Here is an 18,223-nt window from a genome sequence, read left to right as displayed (position 1 = left end):
GGGGGACGGCCAGTGCCGGGCGCGACGCAGGTGGACTGCTGGCGCCGCTGGCCAGGGGGAAGCGCCGGGACGGCGGGCAGGGACCCGCCGCCCCGGTGCTTCAGTTCGCGATGGCCGCCTCGGCCGCCGCGTCGGTGGCGGTGGCGGCGTCCTTGCGGTTGCTGTTGGCGGGCGCGGCGGCGTCGCCGCCCAGGTCGGTGGTCTCCAGCTCGAATACGCCCTGCTGGCTGCCGAAGCTGGAAACGGTCACCGTGTAGCGGCCGGGGCCCATGCGCAGCGCCAGCCGCGCGTTGGTGCCGTTGCCGCCGTCGTCGTCCTCGGCCTCGATGCCGGGGCCGCTGACCCGCAGCACCGAATCGAAGTTGTCGGCGATGGCATCGAACTGCAGGTGGCGCGCGCTATCCAGCTCGAGCACGAAGCTGCGGCGCCCGCGCGAGTCGACCATGCCCTGCGCGGTCTGGCCGACGGCCAGCGCGCTACCGTCGCGGATGATCAGGTCCTTGTCGACCGGGGTCAGCGCGACCTTCAGCGTGAACGCGCCGGTGCCGCCGCTGAGCGACGACGCGGCGAGGGTGTACTCGCCCGGCTCCAGGTACGCGCGGATGCGGGCGTTGAGGTTGCCGCCGCCATCGTCGTCCTCGATATCGACGCCACGACCGCTCAGGCGCAGGTAGGCATCGAGCGCGCCCGATTCCATGGTGACGGCGTAGATGCCGGCCTTGTCGACCTTGAGCGTGTAATCCTGTTTTTCGTCCACCAGCCAGTCGATGGCTTCGCTGCCGGCCCCCAGCGGCTTGCCGTCATAGGGCGTGACCTGGCTGCTCTTGAGCTTGAACGGGCCGAACGCATCCGCGCTGGCGCTGTTCACCGCCACCAGGTAGGTGCCATCCTTGGGCGCCTTGAACGCCAGGCTGAGCCCGCGGTCGCCGGCCTCGCCCTCGTGGCCGCCCGCCGAGGCGGTGGCCAGCAGGTTCTGGCCGTCGAACACCGACAGCTGGCCATCGAGCGCGCCGCCCAGTTCCAGGGCCACGGCCTGGCCGCTCTTCAGCGCCATCCGGTAGCCCTGGTGGCGGCTGCCGTCGTTGTAGTTCAGGCGGCTGGAAGAGGTGATCTCGCCGGAGACGCTGTCGCCGACGGCGAAGCTGGGGGCGGTGTCGGCTTCGCCGCCGCCCAGCTTCTGGCAGGCGGCCAGGGCCAGGGTCAGGGAAAGGGCGGCGAACAGGCGGGTGGGGCGTGTATTCAAGCGAGAGTCCTTGATCGGTTGAAAGGGCCGCGCCGCGACGCGGCTGGCCGCGATTCTACCGGCAAGCGCCGGCGGTTCCGCGGGGGACCGGCAGGGCGCGCGCGATCACCGCCGGCGTGGATGGGCGATGCTAGAATTGCCGGCTTGTCTGCACCTGCATGGACCGACCATGATCGAACTGAATCCGATCCGCCAGCGAATCACCGATCTGACCGATCGCGTGGTCTCGCTCAGGGGGTATCTTTGACTACGACGCCAAGAAAGAGCGTCTTGAGGAAGTAACCCGGGAGCTGGAAAGCCCCGATGTCTGGAACAACGCCGAGTACGCGCAGAACCTGGGGCGCGAGCGCGCCAGCCTGGAGAAGACCGTGCTGGGCATCGCCGGCGTGCTCGACGGCATGGCCGAATGCGGCGAACTGCTGGACCTGGCCGAGAGCGAACAGGACGAGGACACCGCGCTGGCGGTGGTCGCGGACCTGGACAAGTACCAGGCGCAGATCGAGAAGCTGGAGTTCCAGCGCATGTTCTCCGGGCAGATGGACTCGGCCAACGCCTTCGTCGACATCCAGGCCGGCGCCGGCGGCACCGAGGCCCAGGACTGGGCCGAGATCCTGCTGCGCATGTACCTGCGCTGGGCCGAGAGCCGCGGCTGGAAGACCGAGCTGCTGGAAGTCTCCGGCGGCGAAGTGGCCGGCATCAAGTCGGCGACGTTCCGCGTGGAGGGCGATTTCGCCTACGGCTGGCTGAAGACCGAGATCGGCGTGCACCGCCTGGTGCGCAAGAGCCCGTTCGATTCGGACAACCGCCGTCACACCAGCTTCACCTCGGTGTTCGTGTCGCCGGAAGTGGATGACAACATCGACATCCAGATCAACCCGGCCGACCTGAAGACCGACGTGTACCGGTCTTCCGGTGCCGGTGGCCAGCACGTCAACAAGACCGAATCGGCCGTGCGCATCACCCACGTCCCCAGCGGGGTGGTGGTGGCCTGCCAGACCGAGCGCAGCCAGCACGCCAACCGCGACCGCGCGATGAAGATGCTGGCCGCCAAGCTGTACGAGCTGGAGATCCAGAAGCGCAACGCCGAGAAGGATGCGGTGGAAGCCACCAAGTCCGACATCGGCTGGGGCAGCCAGATCCGCAATTACGTGCTGGACCAGAGCCGCATCAAGGACCTGCGGACCGGCATCGAGCGCAGCGATACCCAGAAGGTGCTCGACGGCGACCTGGACGAATTCGTCGAGGCCAGCCTCAAGTCCGGCCTGGAAGCCGGTTCCAAGCGCATCGACGCGTAACCGGCGCGCGGCGGCCCCGGCGGCCGCGCGTCCGCTCCACCGCCCGTCCATCGGCATGATGGCCGGGCCTGTTTCCTCCCCCGCCACCACCAAGCCAACGCCATGAACGACCAGACCCCCGCGCCGCAGACCCCCGTCGACGAGAACAGCCTCATCGCCGAGCGCCGCGCGAAACTCACGGCGTTGCGCGGGCAGGGGATCGCCTACCCGAACGACTTCCGCCGCGAACACTTCGCCGGCGCGCTGCAGGCCGAGTTCGCCGACGCCGGTACCTGGACCGCCGAGGCGCTGGAAGCCTCCGGCCGCACCGTGAAGATGGCCGGCCGGCTGATGGCCAAGCGGATCATGGGCAAGGCCAGCTTCGCCCAGATCCAGGACGAGTCCGGCCGCATCCAGCTGTTCCTGCAGGCGACCGCGCTGGACGAGGCCTATGCCGCGTTCAAGGGCTGGGACGTGGGCGACATCATCGCCGTGGAAGGCGGTCTGACCCGCACCAAGACCGGCGAGCTGTCGGTCAAGGCCACCGCGCTGCGGCTGCTGACCAAGTCGCTGCGCCCGCTGCCGGACAAGTGGCATGGCCTGGCCGACGTCGAGCAGTGCTACCGCCAGCGCTACGTGGACCTGATCGTGACCCCGGAGTCGCGCGAGGTGTTCGTCAAGCGCTCCAGGATCATCCGCGCCATGCGCGCCTGGCTGGACGCGCGCGACTTCCTCGAAGTCGAGACGCCGATGATGCATTACATCCCCGGCGGCGCCACCGCCAAGCCGTTCACCACCCACCACAACGCGCTGGACCTGGACCTGTACCTGCGCGTGGCCCCGGAGCTGTACCTCAAGCGCCTGGTGGTCGGCGGCCTGGAGCGGGTCTACGAGATCAACCGCAATTTCCGCAACGAGGGCGTGAGCACCCGCCACAACCCGGAATTCACCATGATGGAGCTGTACGAGGCCTACGCCACGTACAACGAAGTGATGGACCTGACCGAGGGCGTGATCCGCGACGTGGCCCGGCAGGTGCTGGGCACCACCACGGTGGAGTGGGACGGCGCCAGCATCGACCTGGCCCCGGCCTTCCGCCGCTGGCGCATGGACGAGGCGGTCCGCCACCACAACCCGGAAATCAGCGTCGCCGACTGCACCGACCGCGACGCCCTGCTGCGCCATTGCGAGCGGCTGAAGATCAAGGTCAAGCCGTCCTGGGGCTGGGGCAAGCTGCTGCTGGAGATCTTCGAAGCCACGGTGGAGCACACCCTGGTGCAGCCGACCTTCATCACCGACCACCCGGTGGAGGTGTCGCCGCTGGCCCGCGCCAGCGACACCGAGCCGGGCTACACCGACCGCTTCGAGCTGTTCATCAACGGCAAGGAGATCGCCAACGGCTTCTCCGAGCTGAACGACCCCGAGGACCAGGCCGCGCGCTTCCAGGCGCAGGTGGAGGCCAAGCAGGGCGGCGACGACGAGGCCATGCACTACGACTCGGACTACATCCGCGCCCTGGAATACGGCATGGCCCCGACCGGCGGCCTGGGCATCGGCATCGACCGCCTGGTGATGATGCTGACCGGCCGCGCCTCGATCCGCGACGTGCTGCTGTTCCCGTACATGCGCCCGGAGAACTGAGCGCGCGCCCGCTCCGCCGTGCGCCGCGCACCGGCTTGCGGACCCACCCGGGCACGGGCGTATTGCAGGGCCGGCGCATGCAGTTGATGATGCGATGTCCGCCGGACCGTGCCCGCAGGGGCCGGTGAGGAGGCGCGGCGTGCCGGGAGCCTGACTTCCCGGCAACAGCGGTTTCATCGGACAGACAGTCACATGCGCTTGGAAATCGTCATCGTCGACGACCAGACATCGGCCCGCAGCATGGTGCGGCATGTGCTGGAAGACATCTCGCCGGAACTGGGCGTGTACGACTTCGCCGATCCGCTGGAGGCGCTGGTCTGGTGCCAGTCGCACGATACCGACCTGCTGCTGCTCGACTACCGCATGCCCAACATGGACGGGCTGGAGTTCGCCCAGCGCTTCCGGCGCATGCCCGGCAACCGCGACGTCCCGATCGTGCTGATCACCGTGGTCGGCGACGAGCCGCTGCGGCAGAGCGCGCTCGAGGCCGGGGTCATCGATTTCCTGGTCAAGCCGATCCGCCCGCGCGAACTGCGCGCGCGCTGCAACAACCTGCTGCAGCTGCGGCGCCACAGCCAGAGCGTGCGCCAGCGGGCACTGTCGCTGGAACAGCGGCTGCTGGCCAGCATGCACGAGGTCGAGGAGCGCGAGCGCGAGACCCTGTCGCGGCTGGCGCGCGCCATCGAGTACCGCGACGCCGGCACCAGTGCCTTCCTCGAGCGCATGGCGCATGTCGCCGGGCTGATCGCCGACGAACTGGGGCTGCCCAGCGAGGACGTGCGCACCATCGAGATGGCCGCGCCGCTGCACGACATGGGCAAGATCGCCATACCCGATTCGATCCTGCTCAAGTCGGGCAAGCTGGACGAGGACGAGCTGGCGGTCATGCGTCGCCACCCGCGTATCGGCCACGAGCTGCTCAGCGGTAGCAACAACCGCTTCATCCAGATGGGCGCGACCATCGCCCTGCGCCACCACGAGCGCTACGACGGCAGCGGCTACCCCGACGGCCTGGTGGGCGAGGACATCCCGCTGGAAGCGCGCATCGTCGCGGTGGCCGACGTGTTCGACGCGCTGCTGTCGCCGCGGCCATACAAGGAGGCCTGGTCGATGGACGCCGCGCTGGCCTACCTCTACGCCCAGCGCGGGCGCCTGTTCTGCCCGCGCTGCGTGGATGCGCTGCTGCAGGCGCGCGAGCGGCTGGAGCAGGTCTGCGCCCGCTACTCGGCGGCGTTCCCGAGACCGGAAGCCTGACATGACGAGCGCGTTCGCCTGGCTGCGCCAGCGCCTGCGGCAACGCGGGGACAGCGAGCACGCGCAGGCGCTGGTGCGCATCGTGATGATCGCGCTGATCCTGTGTTACGTGCTGTTGTCGGCCAAGCGCTGGAGCCTGCCGCCGGGGCAGCTGCAACTGGTGATCACCCTGATCCTGATCGCCCAGGGCCTGTCGCTGGTGCTGATGGGCTGGCTGTTGTGGAAGCCGGGACGCTCGGACCTGCGTCGGATCCTGGGCATGGTCGACGACTACGCGCTGATGTCCGCGGCGATGAGCACCATCGGCGAGCCGATGGCCTGCATCTACGTGGTGGTGATGTGGGTCACCGTCGGCAACGGCATGCGCTTCGGCAACCGCTACCTGATGCTGGCCGTGGTCATGGCCACCAGCAGCTTCGGCATCACCCTGGCGCTGAGCGACTACTGGCAGCGCAACCTGGCGCTGGGCATCGGCCTGCTGGTCGGGCTGGCGGCGATCCCGCTGTATTTTTCCAGCCTGTTGCGGCAGTTGACCCGGGCGATGGCCGAGGCGCGCCGCGCCAGCGACGCCAAGAGCCGCTTCCTGGCCAACATGAGCCACGAATTCCGGACCCCGCTCAACGGCCTGTCCGGCATGACCGAACTGCTCGCCACCACCCGCCTGGACGAAGAGCAGCGCGAGTGCCTGGGCACGATCCAGGCCTCGGCGCGGACCCTGCTGGCGCTGGTGGAGGAAGTGCTGGACATTTCCGCGATCGAAGCCGGCAAGCTGCGCATCAACGCCCGCGATTTCTCGCTGGCCGAGCTGGTGCACTCGATCGGCCTGATCCTGGCCCCGCAGGCGCGCGCCAAGCGCCTGGACTACCGCGTGTTCGTCGAGTCCGGGGTGCCCGACGGGCTGCATGGCGATGTGGGCCACCTGCGCCAGATCCTGCTCAACCTGGCCGGCAACGCGGTCAAGTTCACCGACCATGGCCAGGTGGAAATCCGGGTGTCGGTCAGCCAGTCGGGGCAGGACGTGCCGCTGCGGCTGCGCTTCGAGATCCTGGATACCGGCATCGGCGTGCCGGCTGCGCTGCGGCCGCGGCTGTTCGACGCTTTCGAGCAGGCCGACGTGTCCATGGCCCGGCGCCACGAGGGCACCGGGCTGGGCACGGCCATCGCCAAGGGCCTGGCCCAGGCCATGGGCGGCGAGATCGGTTACCGCGAGAACCTGCCGGCCGGCAGCTGCTTCTGGGTGGAGTTGCCGCTGGGCCGGGCACTGGCCACGCCCGTGGCCGAGGGCGGGGCGGCGCCGGGCAGCGAGGCCGCGGCCGCCGAGGACCCCGGCAACGTCATCGCCTTCACCGACCCGTTCCGCCGCCACCGCGCGCGCGTGCGCAGCCTGGACATCCTGGTGGCCGACGACCACGAGGCCAACCGCATGGTGCTGCAGCGGCTGCTGCAGAAGGCCGGCCACCGCGTCACCTGCGTGCATGGCGCCGAGGAGGCGCTCGATGCCATGGCCGCGCGCGAGTTCGACGTGGCCATCACCGACCTGCACATGCCCGGCATGAGCGGGCTGGACCTGCTCCGGGAGCTGCGGGTGATGCAGGCCGGTGGCGGCCCGCGCACGCCGGTGGTGATCCTCAGTGCCGATGTCACGCCCGAGGCCATCCAGCGCTGTAACCAGGCCGGGGCGCACGCGTTCATGGCCAAGCCGGTGGTGGCGGCCCGGCTGCTGGAGACCATGGCCGACATCGCCAGCGGCGCGGCGGCCGGCAGCCGCGACATGGCCGCGGTGATTCCCACCTTCGCCGACGGCGACGCGGTGCTCGATACCGGCGTGCTCGACGAGCTGACCGCGCTGGGCATGGGCAAGGGCTTCGAGCGCGAGTTCGTGCGCCAGTGCCTGGAGGACCTGGAGAGCGGCATCGGCGCCTTGCCCGGCGATGCGCAGGGCGAGGACTGGACGCGGCTGCGCGAACACGCCCATGCGATCAAGGGCGTGGCCGCCAACCTGGGGTTGCTGAAAGTCGCCCGGCAGGGGGGAGAGTTGATGCGCATGGCCGACTGGCAACTCAAGGGCGAATGGAAGCCGCTGCACGCGCGCATCGGTGCCGCGCTGCAGGAGGGACGCCAGGCGCTGGACGCGCGCGCCCAGGGGCGCGCGCAATCGCACGACGACGTGACCGGCTGAGTTCCATCGCCGTCCCGGTGCGGTTCAACCCCGCACCTGGCCGCTGCGGCGGGTCTGCGCCTTGACCAGCCGGTCCATGGTGCGCAGCGACTTCTCGTCCAGCGCCAGCGCCGCATCCACCCAGACCCGGGTGATGTCCATCAGTTCCTGGTAGTCGACCCGGTTGGAAATGCCGCGTACCGCGTTCATCGCCAGGTACGACTGCGGGATGCGCTGCTGTTGCCGGATCAGGTCGTTGACCGCCTGCTCGCCGTGGCCGCGCGGCACCAGGATGTCGACCACGCCCATGGCATGCATTTCCTCGGCGCTGTACACACGGCCCTCGAGGATGATGCGCTCGGCCAGCTGAGGCGACACCCGCCGGCTCAGGAAGTTGTAGGCGCCCATGCCCGGGAACAGGCCGAACAGCACTTCGGGCAGGCCCATGCCGACGCCTTCCTCGGCGACGATGGTGTGGCAGGACAGGGCCATCTCCAGGCCGCCGCCGAGCGCATCACCCTGCAGCAGGGCGATGGTGCGGAAGCTGCCGTCCAGTCCGGCATGGAAACGGTACACGCCGTCGACGCAGCTGCGCGCGTAGCGCAGCAGGCCGTCGCCGTCGCGCGCGCGGATCAGCGCCGAGAACACATCCAGGTCGCCGCCGAGGTTGAAGGCGTCGGCCGCCGACGCCAGCACCAGGTGGCGCAGGCGCCCGGGACGGGCCTGCGGGTCGCCGCTGATGCCGTCCAGGTAGGCGTGCATCTCGGTCATCAGCGGCTTGCGGAAGCAGGGGCGCACGCCGGGGCCGGCGTCGGCGTGCATGTGCAGCCAATGCACGTCGCCGACGGCGTCGTCGTGCACGCGGATGGTGGAGTAGGGGGTGGCGTAGTCGGTGGCGGGGGTGCCGACGGGCAACAGTTCGATCGCGTTCATGGGCTGGGTCCTTGCAGGAGGCCCGCAGAATCGGAAGCGTGGGCGGCGGGCCGGACGCTGGCACTCCGCGATCCTACACGCGCCATGGTCCGGCGCATGCGCAAAGGCCCCGCCGGGGGCCGGCGGGGCCTTCAGGGGCACGGCTGGACAGGCGGGCTTCAGCCGGCCGGCGGGGCGTCGCGCAGTTCGCGGCGCAGGATCTTGCCGACGTTGGTCTTGGGCAGCTCCTTGCGGAACTCGACGATGCGCGGGTGCTTGTAGCCGGTCAGGTTGGCGCGGGCGAACTCCTTGACCTGCTCCTCGGTCAGGTTCGGGTCCTTCTTGACGATGACCACCTTGACCACCTCGCCGGATTTCTCGTTCGGCACGCCGACCGCGGCCACTTCCAGCACGCCGGGCATCATCGCGATGACGTCCTCGACCTCGTTCGGGTACACGTTGAAGCCGGACACCAGGATCATGTCCTTCTTGCGGTCGACGATGTAGAAGAAGCCCTTCTCGTCCATGCGCGCCATGTCGCCGGTATGCAGCCAGCCGCCGGCGTCCATCGCCTTGGCGGTCTCGTCCGGGCGGTGCCAGTAGCCCTTCATCACCTGCGGGCCGCGGATGCACAGCTCGCCGACCTCGCCGACCGCGAGCATGTTGCCGTCATCGTCCTTCACGCAGGCGTCGGTGGACGGAATCGGCAGGCCGATGGCGCCGTTGTACTCGGCCAGGTCCAGCGGGTTGATGCAGGCTGCCGGCGAGGTTTCGGTCAGGCCGTAGGCCTCCACCAGGGTGGTGCCGGTGATCTTCTTCCAGCGTTCGGCCACCGCCCGCTGCACCGCCATGCCGCCGCCCAGGGTGACCTTGAGCGAGGAGAAGTCCACGTCCTCGAAGCCGGGCGTGTTGAGCAGGCCGTTGAACAGCGTGTTGACGCCGGTGATGGCGGTGAAGCGGTTGTTGCGCAGCTCCTTGACGAAGCCCTTCATGTCGCGCGGGTTGGTGATCAGGTGGTTCAGGCCGCCCAGCTTCATGAAGACCAGGCCGTTGGCCGTCAGCGCGAAGATGTGGTACAGCGGCAGCGCGGTGATGATCACCTCCTCGCCGGGCTTGACCCCCGAGGCGGAGATCCATGCCGACGCCTGCTGCATGTTCGCCACCAGGTTGCGGTGGGTCAGCATGGCGCCCTTGGCCACCCCGGTGGTGCCGCCGGTGTACTGCAGGAAGGCGATGTCGTCGTGGCTGATCTCCACCGGCGGCATGAGGTGGCGCGCCCCCAGGCGCAGCGCCTCGCGGAAGCGGATCGTGCCCTTGATGCGGTAGTCGGGCACCATCTTCTTGACGTACTTGAGCACGAAATTGACGATCGCGCCCTTGGGGAAGCCGAGCATGTCGCCCAGCCCGGTGGTGATCACTTGCCTGACCGGCGTGTCGGCGATCACCTGCTGCACCGTGTCGCCGAAATTGTCCACCACCACCAGCGCCGAGGCGCCGGAATCGACCAGTTGGTGCTTCAGCTCGCGCGGGGTGTACAGCGGGTTGACGTTCACCACCGTCAGGCCCGCGCGCAGGATGCCGAAGGTGGCGATCGGGTACTGCAGGCAGTTGGGCATCATCACCGCCACGCGGTCGCCCTTCTTCAGCTGCAGCTCGCCCAGCAGGTAGGCGGCGAACTGGGTCACCAGGGCATCGGCCTGCCCGTAGGTCAGCACCTTGCCGAAGTTGGAGTAGGCGGGACGGTCACGGAACTTGGCTACGGAGGCATCGAACACCGCGGCCACGGAGCGGAATTCATCGACGTCGATCTCGGCCGGCACGCCGGCGGGATAACTTTGCAGCCAGGGACGTTCCTGATTCATCTTCCCCTCCAGGAAATGGTTGTGGTCTAGTTGGTATGGCGGCCATGCGCCGACGGTGGCCGTTGCCGCAGCATACCGTCCAGAATGGAAAAGGCGAAGGGAGCGATGATCCGAACGGTCTTCAACTGCGTGCGTATTGCGCTGATCGTGCTGGTGCTGTGCGCCTGCGCGCGGCAGGCGCCGGAGCAGCGCCTGCGCGACACCGTGGCGCGCATGCAGGCCGCGGTGGAACAGGGCGAACCGCGCGATTTCATGGCGTACGTCGCCGCCGACTTCATCGGCAATGACACCCTGGACCGCGCTGGCCTGGACCGGCTGCTGCGCGCGCAACTGCTGCTCAACGCCCGGGTCGGCGCGCGCACCGGCCCGCTGCGGGTCGAGATGGGGCAGGGGGCTACCGCGACCGTCCGCTTCAGCGTGCTGCTCACCGGGGGCGACGGCCGCTTCCTGCCCGAGCGCGGGCAGCTGCAGCAGGTCACCAGCCACTGGCGGCAGGTCGACGGGCAGTGGCAGCTCTACGGCGCCAGCTGGTCGCCGGCGGTGGACTAGCATCGGCGGGCGTCGCCCGCCCGGTATCGTAGCCGGCCGCCGGAGGACTCTTGGGGGGCACAAGGATGCCCGGCGCCTGCCGGCGACGCCTGCACATGGGCGCGGGGAAGGCCCGGGTCGCCACGATTGCAATCCTGGACAGGTACCTGAATGGAGCCCGGTGGCCGCATGGTTTCGTCATGCGCCACTCGCGCCTGGCTGTTTATGCTGCCCGCGCAATCCACGCCGGCACGGCCGGCACCAGACGGAGATTCCCCGATGACCACCCGCACCGTTATCCGCAACCTTTCCATCGGCCTGGTGACCGCCGCCGTGCTGTCGGCCTGCGCCACCGGCGGCTCCTATGTGCAGAGTGATCCGTACGGCAACCCCACCCAGCAGCAGAACCGCACCGGCAAGGGCGCGCTGATCGGTACCGCCATCGGCGTGGCCGCGGGCCTGCTCAGCGGCGACAACGCCACCGAGCGCCGCCAGCGCGCCATGGTCGGCGCCGGCATCGGCGCGCTGTCCGGTGCCGCCATCGGCAACTACCAGGACCGCCAGGAGCGCGCCCTGCGCGAGCGCACCGCCAACACCGGCATCGACGTGCAGCGGCAGGGCGACAACATCACCCTGAACCTGCCCGACGGCATCACCTTCGATTTCAACAAGACCACGCTCAAGCCGCAGTTCTACGGCGCCCTCAACGGTGTCGCGGCGACCCTGGCCGAATACAACCAGACCATGATCGAAGTGGTCGGCCACACCGACAGCATCGGCAGCGACGCGGTCAACAACCGCATCTCCAAGGAACGTGCCGACGCCGTGGCCGCCTACCTCGCCGCGCAGGGCGTGCAGCGCGAGCGCATCGAGACCCTGGGCGCCGGCAAGAACTACCCGATCGCCAGCAACGACACCGATGCCGGCCGCGCGCAGAACCGCCGCGTCGAGATCCGCGTCATTCCGCTGCGCTCGTGACCGGCGCCTAGTACCCACCCCGGAAGCGCCGCGCATGCGGCGCTTCCGCTTTTCGCGGTTCGCGTCGCCGGTTCCACCTCCGGCCCTCGCCGGGAATCATCCTGCGGTCAACGCCACCGCTGCAGGCCGTGCACGGGAGCGCCACGTCGGGAGCCGGGTCATTCCACTGTGGTCGTGACCGGCGCGTAGTACCCACCCCGGAAGCGCCGCACACGCGGCGCTTCCGCTTTTCGCGGTTCGTGTCGCCGGTCCGCCCCGGCCGCGACCGGGAATCATCCTGCGGTCAACGCCACCGCCGCAGGCGATGCACGGGAGCGTCGCGCCCAGAGCCGCGTCATTCCACTGCGGTCGTGACCGGCGCGTAGTACCCCCCGGAAGCGCCGCGCATGCGGCGCTTCCGCTTTTCGCGGTTCGCGTCGCCGGTTCCACTTCCGGCCGTCGCCGGGAATCACCCTACGGTCAACACCACCGCCGCAGGCCGTGCACGGGAGCGCCGCGCCCGGAGCCGCCTCATTCCACTGCGGTCGTGACCGACGGCGTAGCCGCCGCCCCGGACGCGCGGTGCACGCGGCCCATTCCCTTCCCGCCGCTCGCGCCGCCGGCCTCAGTTCGGGTCGTCGGCGATCACCACGCTGTTGCGGCCGTTGCCCTTGGCCAGGTACAGCGCCGCGTCGGCGCGCGAGAACCAGTCCTGCCAGTACTGCTCGCCGGCATACATGGCCGCACCGAGCGAGATGGTGATGCCGCCGCCCGGGCCGTGCAGCAACTGCTGCACGGATTCGCGCACCCGCTCGGTGAAGCTGGCCAGCGACTCGCGGCTGCCGGCCTCGGCCAGGATCACGAACTCCTCGCCGCCGAAGCGGAACACCTTGTCCTGCTCGCGCAGCTCCAGCCGCAGGATCGCCGCCAGCTCGACCAGCGCGTTGTCGCCGGCGGTATGCCCGTAGTGGTCGTTGACGTCCTTGAAATGGTCGATGTCCAGGATCACCAGCGCATGCCGGAAACGCCCGTTGCGGGCGCTGCCGATCTGCTGCACCAGGGTCTTCTCCAGCGCGCGGCGGTTTGGGAGCCCGGTCAGCTCGTCCAGCGACGCGAGCTGTTCCAGCCGCGTGCGGTCGCCCTGCAGTCGCCGCGAGAAGCGGAAACCGAACCCCAGGATGAGCGCCATCACCACCAATGCCTGCAGGTCCAGCGCCGGTCTGCGCAGCACGCCGGGGATCAGCAGCAGCCCGGCCACCAGCAGCAGGTTTGCTGGCGTGGCGATGCGGTTGTGCACCAGGAAGAAGTTGGCCATCAGCGTCAGCAGCGACCACGGCAGGGCGCGGTGGCCCAGTTCGCCGGCGGCCAGCAGGCAGCCGGCCACGTTCACCAGGCACAGCAGCAGGCCGGCGCTGGACAGCTGCGCCGCGCGCTTGTGCACCAGCCAGGTGGCGACCACCGCCGGCACCGCGCAGGCCAGTGCCGCAAGTGCCTGCAGCGGCAGCCGCTGCCACGCCAGCCAGCCGGCGAACGCCAGCAGCGACAGGGCGGCGACCGGGGCAATGGTGCGCAGCGGGGCACTGCGCAGCTCACGCGGCAGCGAAGAGGGCGTCGGCGATCCGGCGGCGGGTTTCATGGCCTTGGCAACATAGCAAGTATGGCACTGTCGTTCTCTCACCCAGTACGCATCTTCGGCCGCCCGCCGCGGCAGCAGCGGGGTGGTGGCGCCCACCCCTTGCTTCCGGCCCATCCGGCCGCTCCCCCGGCGGTGCTAGATTCGGTTGCCGCCAGCATCCGGGCCGGCACCATTCCAGCGCATGAGGGACACCATGAGCATCCGTTTCACCGCCTGGTCCGCGGCACTGGCCGCGGCCGCTGCCGCCGTGTTGCCCAGCATGCCTGCGCATGCCGAATACGCCAAGCCGCCGGCCGAACTGTTGAAGGTATTGACGGCGCCGCCACCGCCGATGCCCGGCGTCGACCCTACCGGCCGGCGCCTGCTGCTGACCACCAGCCAGACCTATCCATCGATCGGCCGCGTCGCCCGGCCGTACCTGAAGCTGGCCGGGCTGCGCCTGGAGCCCGGCAACCGCAGCCGCCACGATACCCCGGGCGGCTACGGCATCCCCGCCTGCGTGGCCGACTTCACCCTGGTCGATATCGCCAGCGGCGAACACACCCGTGTGCCGCTGCCGGGCGACGCCTGTGCCGGCGGGGCGCTGTGGTCGCCGGATGGCCGCCGCTTCGCCTTCCAGAACGTGGTCGCCGACGCGGTGCAGCTGTGGGTGGGCGATGCCGCCAGCGGCCAGGTCCGGCAGGTGCCCGGCGTGCGCCTGAACCCCATGTTCGGCAGTACCGTGCAGTGGCTGGACGGCGGCAGCCGCCTGCTGGTCAAGCTGGTGCCGGCCGAGCAGGGGCCGGCGCCCGCCGGTGACGACGTGTACGGCCCGGACGTACAGGAATCGCTCGGTGCCAAGGGCGAGAGCAGCACCTACGAAACCCGCGACACCCTGGCCAGCGCCCATGACGAACGCCTGTTCGCCTACTACGGCCTGTCGCAGCTGGCGGTGGTCGAGGTCGGCTCCGGCGAGGTCCGCGCGGTGGGCGCGCCGCAGCTGTACAACGGCGTCAACGGCGCGCCCGACGGCGTGCATGTGCTCACCCAGACCCTCAAGCCGCCGTTCTCGCACGCGGTCACCTACCAGCGCTTCGGCTACGACGTGGACGTGCTGGACGTGACCACCGGCAAGCGCACCCGCATCGCCTCGCTGCCGTTGGCCGAGCGCGTGCCGGTGCACGGCGTGCCGGAGGGGCCGCGTGATTTCGACTGGCGCGCGACCGACCCGGCCACCCTGGTATGGGCCGAGGCGCTGGACAAGGGCGACTGGAATGTCAGCGTGCCGCAGCGCGACCGGGTGATGCTGCAGTCGGCACCGTTCACCGCCGCGCCGCGCGAGATCGCCCGCACCACGCAGCGCTATGCCGGCTTCGACTGGACCGCGCAGCCGCAGCGCAGCTTCCTCAGCGAGTACGACGAGAACCGCCACTGGCGGCAGACCCGCATCGTCGACATCGACGACCCGAAGCAGGCCGCGCGGCTGCTGTGGGACCTGTCCAGCGATGAGCTGTATGCCGACCCCGGCAGCTTCGTCTACCAGCGCCTGGGCAACGGCGCGGTGGTGGTGCGCGAGGAGGACGGCAAGGTATTCCTGCGCGGGCAGGGCAGTTCGCCGCAGGGCGACCGTCCGTTCCTCGACCGCCTGGACCTGGCCACGCTCAAGAGCGAGCGCCTGTTCCGCAGTGCCACCGATGCCTACGACCAGTTCCTCGGCTTCACCGCCGAACCGGGCCGCTACCTCACCTGGCACCAGTCGGTGATCGATCCGCCCAATGCCTGGCTGCGCGAGCTGGGTGCGCGCGCTGCCACGGCCCGCGACGGCGAGGCCCAGTACGCCGCCGAAGGCCGCCGGCTGACCCGGGTCGCCGACCCCACCCCGGAAGTGCGGCAGATCCAGAAGCGGCTGGTCACCTACAAGCGTGCCGACGGCGTCGACCTGTCCTTCACCCTGTACACCCCGCCGGGCTACAAGGAAGGGCAGCGCCTGCCGGCCATCCTGTATGCCTATCCAGCCGATTTCGCCAGCAGCGCGCAGGCCGGGCAGGTGTCCGGCTCGCAGCAGACCTTCACCCGCCTGGCGCCCTACCGGCTGATGCTGCTGGCCGGCTACGCGATCATCGACAATGCCTCGTTCCCCATAGTCGGCGACCCGAAGACGGCCTACGACACCTACCTGGAGCAGCTCACCGCCGACGCCAGGGCCGCGGTGGACAAGGCCGTCGAGCTGGGCGTGGTGGACCGCAACCGCATCGGTGTCACCGGGCACAGCCACGGCGGGCTGATGACCGCCAACCTGATCGCCCACACCGACCTGTTCAAGGCCGGCGTGGCCACCAGCGGCTCGTACAACAAGACCTTCACCCCGTTCGGCTTCCAGAACGAGCGCCGCTCGGTGTGGCAGGCACAGGATGTGTACCTGAAGGCCTCGCCGTACTTCTATGCCGACAGGATCAAGTTGCCGCTGCTGCTGGTGCACGGCGAGGACGACGCCAACCCCGGCACCGAGCCGTTCCAGTCGCGCAAGCTCTACCAGGCGATCCGCGGCAATGGCGGTACCACCCGCCTGGTGATGCTGCCGCACGAGCCGCACTGGTACACCGCGCTGGAATCCAACGCGCAGCTGGTGGCGGAAATGCTGGCCTGGTTCGACCGCTACGTGAAGAACGCACCGGCACAGGCGGCCGCGGACAAGTAAGCCGCCCGGCGGATACTGCGCTACGGGAAGCCCGTGCACGCGGGCTCCTGTACCGCGTACCGGAAGCCGCGCCAGCCACGCGCGTGGCCTGCCCCCGGCATTCGGCATTCGCCTTGGCTGTCGGTCGCCCATATCCACGCTGGTGCTGGGGGCTGGCAGCCCCCGGACGCGACTGGGGACCACCGCGATGCCGGTGCGCAGCCCCGTGACGGCGGCGCGCGGTCGGAAGGCCGGCTTCTTCACCAGCACGCCCAGACAAGGTGCCGGTCGCGCGCCATGCCAGGTTGCCAATCCCTGGCATGGGGTGGTGGATGTCCGCACCGCCGGGGAACGCAGCATCGCCGGATGGTCAATGGCACGGTCGCTCACCGTGGCGGTCCCATCGTGGTCGGCAGCGGCGGTGCGCGGCGCAGCGTTGCTCGCCGCGATTGATTGATTCGGATCACTTCGATCGAGCGGCCGGCGGTTCATACTCGTGCCGTCCCTTCACGATGGCGGGGTTCGGCATGCGGCTGGGTTCGCGTTCACTGATCATTCCGGTGGTGTTGGCCGGTTTCCTGTTGCCGGCATTGGCGGTTCCGCGCAGCACCTGGCCGACAACGGCCATGCTCAGCCTGGGCTCGGGCGTCACCGCGGTTTCGCTGATGGCACTGGCCGCGGTGCTTGGCGCGCGCTGGAAGATCGTCGAGTCGCTGTTCGATGGCCTGGACCGCGTGTACGAGACGCACAAGTGGCTGGGTGTGTGGGCGCTGGTGTTCGCCTCGATACACCTGGTCTTCAAGGCGGGTGCGCAGGCGTGGGAGGTGGCGCCGATCCTGGCGCTGCCCGGGCCAGTGACGCGCCTGGTCCGCCAGCTCAGCTTCGTGGCGATCATGCTGATCGTGCTGCTGGCACTGAACCGCAAGATCCCGTATCGCAGCTGGCGCTGGTGGCACAGGTTGTCGGGGCCGCTGTTCCTGGTCGTGATCGCGCACTGGCTCAGCTTCAAGTCGCCCATCGTGCTGGGCAGCCCCGCCGGCGTGTGGCTGGCACTGCTGTCGCTGCTCGGCGTGGCGGCGGCGTTCTACAAGCTGCTGTTGTATCCGCTGTGGTCGCGGCACGCGCGCTACCGGCTGGATGCGGTGTCTTCAACCGGCAATGCGGTCTACCTGCAGCTGCGGCCGGAGGGCAGGGGGATTCCGTTCCAGCCCGGCCAGTTCGCCTTCCTGTCGTTCGAGCACGACGGCCTGCGCGAGCCGCACCCGTTCACCATTGCCAGCGCCGGACCCACCGATGGAGGCATCGCTTTCATGGTGCGTGCGCTGGGCGACTACACCGAGCGCCTGGTGCGCGAGGCCAGGCCGGGCCTGCTGGCCGAGGTGTATGCGCCGTTCGGGCGTTTCCTGCGGGCGCCGGACGATGGCCGGGAAATCTGGATCGCCGGCGGTGTCGGCGTGACCCCGTTCATCTCCTGGCTGCAGGATGCCGATGCGGTGGGGCTGGAGCGGGTGACCTTCTTCCACTTCTACACGCCCGGACGCGAGCTTCCCGAGGTGCTGGACCTGCAGGGCCTGGCCGCGCGGCGCGGGGTCGAGCTGGTCGAGATCGCCACCGGCCCGGGCGATGCCGGGTTCCGCAGTCGCTTCACCCGGTTGGTCCAGGAGAGCGGGGCATCGGCGCCGAGCATCCATTTCTGCGGTCCGGGCGGACTGCTGAAGCAGGTACGCCAGCTGATGCGCGAAACCGGGGTGGCGGAAGACCGCCTGCACCGCGAACTGTTCGAGTTCCGTTGATGCCGCCAGCAGCGCCGGGCAGGGCGCACGCGCGGAGGGCATGACGGCAACGAGGTGTTGGTTCTCTGGGCGGAGCGCTGGCCGATGCAATGGCGGAACGATTGCCCCATGCCGGCCCGCACCCCGCAGGTGTTGGCCGGCGTGGTGACATCCGGCGAACGATGAGGGCGGCTGCGTGCAGTCGTCCGTTCGCTCTGATGCCGGCCGGCATCGAACGTCGTGTCGCCGGGCGCACAGACCCGGAAGGGATGCGATCTGCGCGTTGGCCATCACGTGCCGGTGGCGTGCGGACGACCGCCTTGCCGGTGC

At 69.6% G+C, this 18,223-nt stretch carries 12 protein-coding genes; 8 read left to right on the top strand and 4 right to left on the bottom strand.

The genetic code is table 11. The features are described 5' to 3' along the window. Positions 1 to 100: 100 nt before the first annotated feature. Complete coding sequence (locus tag AC06E6_RS05255; protein ID WP_478060516.1) at positions 101 to 1,243, bottom strand: PPC domain-containing protein; 1,143 nt, start codon at positions 1,241 to 1,243, stop codon at positions 101 to 103. 169 nt (positions 1,244 to 1,412) lie between these two features. On the opposite strand from AC06E6_RS05255, the gene prfB reads away from it, so the two are divergent. The 4 genes from prfB (at position 1,413) to AC06E6_RS05235 (ending at position 7,591) form a co-directional block, all read left to right on the top strand. Then, positions 1,413 to 2,538 (top strand): peptide chain release factor 2 gene (gene prfB, locus AC06E6_RS05250; RefSeq protein WP_104938903.1). Its coding sequence is split into 2 segments (ribosomal slippage): positions 1,413 to 1,487 and positions 1,489 to 2,538, totalling 1,125 coding nucleotides; the frame shifts between segments, so codons are not numbered across the junction. Between the two features lie 102 nt (positions 2,539 to 2,640). Further along, a complete protein-coding gene (gene lysS, locus AC06E6_RS05245; RefSeq protein WP_478060515.1) occupies positions 2,641 to 4,158 on the top strand; it encodes a lysine--tRNA ligase in 1,518 nt (505 codons plus the stop codon). A 192-nt stretch (positions 4,159 to 4,350) separates the two neighbouring features. Continuing rightward, positions 4,351 to 5,412 carry a cyclic di-GMP phosphodiesterase response regulator RpfG gene (gene rpfG, locus AC06E6_RS05240; protein ID WP_104938901.1) on the top strand — a complete coding sequence of 354 codons (1,062 nt, stop codon included), beginning with the start codon at positions 4,351 to 4,353 and terminating at the stop codon, positions 5,410 to 5,412. A gap of 1 nt (position 5,413) precedes the next feature. After that, entirely contained in the window at positions 5,414 to 7,591 is a 2,178-nt protein-coding gene (locus tag AC06E6_RS05235; protein WP_478060514.1) for a response regulator, read from the top strand. Positions 7,592 to 7,615: 24 nt separating this feature from the next. On the opposite strand, the gene AC06E6_RS05230 is transcribed toward AC06E6_RS05235, so the two are convergent. Both AC06E6_RS05230 and rpfB read right to left on the bottom strand, forming a co-directional pair. Beyond that, entirely contained in the window at positions 7,616 to 8,503 is an 888-nt protein-coding gene (locus tag AC06E6_RS05230; RefSeq protein WP_313230918.1) for a crotonase/enoyl-CoA hydratase family protein, read from the bottom strand. 158 nt (positions 8,504 to 8,661) lie between these two features. Beyond that, positions 8,662 to 10,344: a fatty acyl-CoA ligase RpfB gene (gene rpfB / locus AC06E6_RS05225; protein WP_478060513.1), complete on the bottom strand. Its 1,683-nt coding sequence runs from the start codon at positions 10,342 to 10,344 to the stop codon at positions 8,662 to 8,664. 105 nt (positions 10,345 to 10,449) lie between these two features. On the opposite strand from rpfB, the gene AC06E6_RS05220 reads away from it, so the two are divergent. Both AC06E6_RS05220 and AC06E6_RS05215 read left to right on the top strand, forming a co-directional pair. Then, positions 10,450 to 10,893 (top strand): Cif family virulence factor, encoded by a 444-nt coding sequence (locus AC06E6_RS05220; RefSeq protein ID WP_478060512.1) that lies wholly within the window; start codon positions 10,450 to 10,452, stop codon positions 10,891 to 10,893. 258 nt (positions 10,894 to 11,151) lie between these two features. Then, a complete protein-coding gene (locus AC06E6_RS05215; protein ID WP_104938896.1) occupies positions 11,152 to 11,850 on the top strand; it encodes a YiaD family glycine zipper/OmpA-like lipoprotein in 699 nt (232 codons plus the stop codon). A gap of 604 nt (positions 11,851 to 12,454) precedes the next feature. On the opposite strand, the gene AC06E6_RS05210 is transcribed toward AC06E6_RS05215, so the two are convergent. Beyond that, on the bottom strand, positions 12,455 to 13,465 hold the full coding sequence (locus AC06E6_RS05210; RefSeq protein WP_478060511.1) for a GGDEF domain-containing protein: 1,011 nt from the start codon (positions 13,463 to 13,465) through the stop codon (positions 12,455 to 12,457). Positions 13,466 to 13,658: 193 nt separating this feature from the next. Here AC06E6_RS05210 and AC06E6_RS05205 point away from each other — a divergent pair, with 193 nt between their 5' ends. After that, complete coding sequence (locus tag AC06E6_RS05205; RefSeq protein WP_478060510.1) at positions 13,659 to 16,142, top strand: S9 family peptidase; 2,484 nt, start codon at positions 13,659 to 13,661, stop codon at positions 16,140 to 16,142. Positions 16,143 to 16,648: 506 nt separating this feature from the next. Beyond that, on the top strand, positions 16,649 to 17,914 hold the full coding sequence (locus AC06E6_RS05200) for a ferredoxin reductase family protein (protein WP_478060509.1): 1,266 nt from the start codon (positions 16,649 to 16,651) through the stop codon (positions 17,912 to 17,914). The last annotated feature ends 309 nt before the right edge of the window (positions 17,915 to 18,223 follow it).

This window comes from Stenotrophomonas sp. Steno-Z10-HUANG, from assembly GCF_056393075.1.
The sequence above is the reverse complement of the archived record's forward strand: the minus strand, read 5'-3'. Positions and strand labels throughout refer to the sequence as shown.

Bases quoted from the DNA above. Each gene is read 5' to 3' on its own strand.
- lysS (WP_478060515.1), top strand. From the start codon at position 2,641: ATGAACGACCAGACCCCCGCGCCGCAGACCCCCGTCGACGAGAACAGC.
- rpfG (WP_104938901.1), top strand. From the start codon at position 4,351: ATGCGCTTGGAAATCGTCATCGTCGACGACCAGACATCGGCCCGCAGC.
- AC06E6_RS05235 (WP_478060514.1), top strand. From the start codon at position 5,414: ATGACGAGCGCGTTCGCCTGGCTGCGCCAGCGCCTGCGGCAACGCGGG.
- AC06E6_RS05230 (WP_313230918.1), bottom strand. From the start codon at position 8,503: ATGAACGCGATCGAACTGTTGCCCGTCGGCACCCCCGCCACCGACTAC.
- rpfB (WP_478060513.1), bottom strand. From the start codon at position 10,344: ATGAATCAGGAACGTCCCTGGCTGCAAAGTTATCCCGCCGGCGTGCCG.
- AC06E6_RS05220 (WP_478060512.1), top strand. From the start codon at position 10,450: ATGATCCGAACGGTCTTCAACTGCGTGCGTATTGCGCTGATCGTGCTG.
- AC06E6_RS05215 (WP_104938896.1), top strand. From the start codon at position 11,152: ATGACCACCCGCACCGTTATCCGCAACCTTTCCATCGGCCTGGTGACC.
- AC06E6_RS05210 (WP_478060511.1), bottom strand. From the start codon at position 13,465: ATGAAACCCGCCGCCGGATCGCCGACGCCCTCTTCGCTGCCGCGTGAG.
- AC06E6_RS05205 (WP_478060510.1), top strand. From the start codon at position 13,659: ATGAGCATCCGTTTCACCGCCTGGTCCGCGGCACTGGCCGCGGCCGCT.
- AC06E6_RS05200 (WP_478060509.1), top strand. From the start codon at position 16,649: ATGCGGCTGGGTTCGCGTTCACTGATCATTCCGGTGGTGTTGGCCGGT.